The organism is Mannheimia haemolytica (assembly GCF_004342115.1).
GTDB classification, from domain to species: Bacteria; Pseudomonadota; Gammaproteobacteria; order Enterobacterales; family Pasteurellaceae; genus Mannheimia; species Mannheimia haemolytica.
Genome location: NZ_SMAC01000061.1, coordinates 1 through 3,185 on the forward strand (window position 1 = coordinate 1; position 3,185 = coordinate 3,185).

The window sequence follows — 3,185 nt, forward strand, 5'->3', positions numbered from 1 at the left end:
GTGCATAATCGGCAAATCCATAAATTCCGCAATGTACCACATTTAATCGGGCGTGAGTTTAAACACGGCACAATGGATTGCTACACGCTCTACCGTGATGCCTATATGCTTGCCGGTTACGAGATGGACGAGTTCGAGCGACAAGATGACTGGTGGCATACCGGGCAAAATCTATATTTGGATAATATTCAAGGGCAAGGTTTCGAGCGAGTAGAAACCCCACAAATCGGCGATGTGATTTTAATGCAGGTTGGAGCTGATGTACCTAACCACGCAGCGATTTATATTGGCGAACAGATGGTAATCCATCACAGCCCGAACCGATTATCTAAGCGTGATTTATATGATGGCTACTGGTTACGCCATACCCACAGTATTTGGCGGCATAAACTGGCGGAGAAGTTAGATTTTGATGGCATATTGAATGATATTGCTGTAAATAACTAACAAAAAATGACCGCTTGTAACAAAAACAAACCCCGAAGCGTTTGCAGCACTTCGGGGTTTTTCATATCCACTTACCTAACTAAGAGGACATAAATTAAATGAATGATAAACGATTTACATTCAAATTTCTAGGAGTTCTTATGGAAGCAATTAATATTACCCCAAAAGAAATCAGAAAAACAATGTGGACAGCCGCAATAATTCTCTTTTTGTTTGCGTTCATCTGGAAAGCCCCTGAATTTATCACTGCTATTCGTTGGTGGTAACTATGATTACAGTTAAATTTTACGGACATCTTAGAAAATTCGGTACAGACTTTAGACTTGAAGTTAAAGACACCGCAGAAGCCATCAGAGCGTTATGCTCACAGCTTACAGGCTTGCGTGAAACGTTGCGAGACGGTATTTATAAAGTCCGCATCGGGAAACAGTATTTAGATGCCTCAGCCCTTGAAAAAGGGCTTTTTTATTGCCTGAAGAAAGGGCAAACCATTCATTTTACCCCTGTTATCAAAGGGGCGAAAAGCGGGGGTGTTTTCCAAGCTGTGTTAGGTGTAGCCTTAATTGGAGCCGCATTTTTTCTCGGGCCGGTCGGTTGGGGAGTTCTAGGGGCTTCTTCCGCAATGATGATGGGAGCAATGGGGGCATCAATGTTGCTTGGCGGTGTTGCTCAAATGCTTACCAAAATGCCGAATGCCCCGAATATCGGTAATGAAAAAGAGAAAGAAAACTCAACGGCTTTTTCAAATTTAAATAACTTGGTGGCTCAAGGCAAACCTGTGCCGTTGGCTTATGGCTTAATTCGGACCGGCTCGCTTGTGATATCGCAGGGAGTTGAGACGATGACTGTAGAGGTATAATTATGGGATTATTTAGTCGTAAGAGAAAAAATCATACTCCTAAAGAAGCACCGGAAACCGGTCGCTCTAAACAGATTGTAAATATTGTGGAATTGCTGTGCGAGGGCGAAATCGAGGGCTTGGTTGATGGCTTTAAATCGATTTACTTAGACGGCACGCAGATCCAAAACGATGACGGCAGCTATAACTTTAATAATGTGAGTGGTCAGTTAAATGTCGGTACGCAAGACCAAAATGTGTTAGACGGTTACGACAGCTCACAAAATGAAGTGAGTGTGGGTGTAGAAGTCAAGAAAAAAAGCGGTGCAATCGTCCGCACCGTTACTGATGAACGCATCAGCCGTTTGCGTTTAACGTTGGGCGTGCGGTCACTATTCCATCAAAATAATCAAGGCGATACCAATACCACCAATGTTGATTTAAAAATCACGATTGGCACACGGCAATATTCGCATAGCTTTAACGGCAAATACAGCTCGCAATACCTTGAATCTGTGGTGTTTGATAACCTGCCTCCTGTACCGTTTAATATCTCGGTTGAACGTGTAACAAAGGATAGCAATTCTCAACGACTACAAAACGGTACAATTTGGAGCAGCTATACCGAAATTATCGACACCGAATTTACTTACCCTAATTCAGCGGTTGCCGGTATCAGTTTTGATTCGGAGTATTTTAATAATATCCCGACCCGAAACTACCTAATTAAAGCGAAAAAAGTCAAAGTGCCAAGCAATTATGATCCAGTTAAACGCACTTACACCGGCTTTTGGGACGGCACATTTAAAATTGCGTGGACGAACAACCCTGCTTGGGAAATTTACGATTTAGCTCCGATTTTAAGCAAAATGCTTGGGGTTGAAATCAGTTTTGACAAATGGGCGTTGTATGATGTTGCTCGCTATTGCGATCAACTTGTGCCGGACGGTATGGGTGGAATGGAGCCTCGTTTCACCTGTAACGTATGGCTCACGGAAGTTAAAACTGCCTATGACTTGTTGAATGATTTCTGCTCGGTATTCCGTGCGATTCCGATTTGGACCGGAACAGAAGTATCGGTCATTATCGACCGTCCGCGTGATCCGGTTTGGACTTACACAAATGCTAATGTAGTTGGTGGATTTGAACGATCCTACTCTGCTCGCAAATCACGCCATAATGCAGTGCAAGTTACTTATTCGGATAAAACAAATGGCTATGAAAGTGCGATTGAATATGTCTCTGATGACGAGGAAATCAAAAAGCACGGCTTAAATTTAAGTCAAATTACTGCTTTCGGTTGTACCTCTCGGGGGCAAGCACACCGTACCGGAAAATGGATTTTGGAAACCGAAAAACGGGAAAAGGAAACCATTACTTTTACCGTGGGACGTGAGGGCTTAATGCACTTGCCGGGTGATATTATCCGTGTTGCCGACAGCCATTATGCCGGTACGGAAATTGGCGGACGTGTACTGGCGATTAATGGCAGAAAAGTTACCCTTGACCGTGAAATTAGCATTGATAACGCCAGTTATTTTACCTATATCAACGGTGAGGCAACGCACTCTAGCATTAAAATCCAATCGGTAAACGGTAAAGAAATCACGCTAGATAGCACGCCAACCGGCTTAGAAACCTACGGCGTATGGTCGTTATCGACTAAACAAATCAGCTCGGGCTTATACCGCTCCATCTCGATTGTTGAAAATGCGGACGGTACGAATACGATTACGGCATTGCAACACGAACCGCAGAAAGAGGCGATTGTAGATAACGCTGCTCACTTTGTGGAAACGGCGAGAACGCTTTACAAAGCCCCGCAAATTAACGCAGTAGAAGTCTCGACTGGTTATGACGGCAAGCTCTATATCTCCAGTGATATTAGTTCTGGCGACGG

Annotated in this window: 4 protein-coding genes; all 4 read left to right on the forward strand. The window is 43.7% G+C overall.

Annotated features, from left to right (window positions below):
- Positions 1 to 447, forward strand: a 447-nt coding sequence (locus EDC41_RS13320; protein WP_132303723.1) for an NlpC/P60 family protein, incomplete at its 5' end; no start/stop codon positions are given.
- A 140-nt stretch (positions 448 to 587) separates the two neighbouring features.
- A complete protein-coding gene (locus tag EDC41_RS14080; protein WP_015484176.1) occupies positions 588 to 713 on the forward strand; it encodes a hypothetical protein in 126 nt (41 codons plus the stop codon).
- 2 nt (positions 714 to 715) lie between these two features.
- A complete protein-coding gene (locus EDC41_RS13325; RefSeq protein WP_020824196.1) occupies positions 716 to 1,306 on the forward strand; it encodes a tail assembly protein in 591 nt (196 codons plus the stop codon).
- 2 nt (positions 1,307 to 1,308) lie between these two features.
- Positions 1,309 to 3,185: TipJ family phage tail tip protein (locus EDC41_RS13330; protein WP_132303726.1), on the forward strand; the 1,877-nt coding region annotated here is incomplete at its 3' end.

What these genes read in the sequence shown, in the direction of transcription:
- EDC41_RS14080 (WP_015484176.1), top strand. Translation starts at nt 588, where the DNA reads ATGGAAGCAATTAATATTACCCCAAAAGAAATCAGAAAAACAATGTGG.
- EDC41_RS13325 (WP_020824196.1), top strand. Translation starts at nt 716, where the DNA reads ATGATTACAGTTAAATTTTACGGACATCTTAGAAAATTCGGTACAGAC.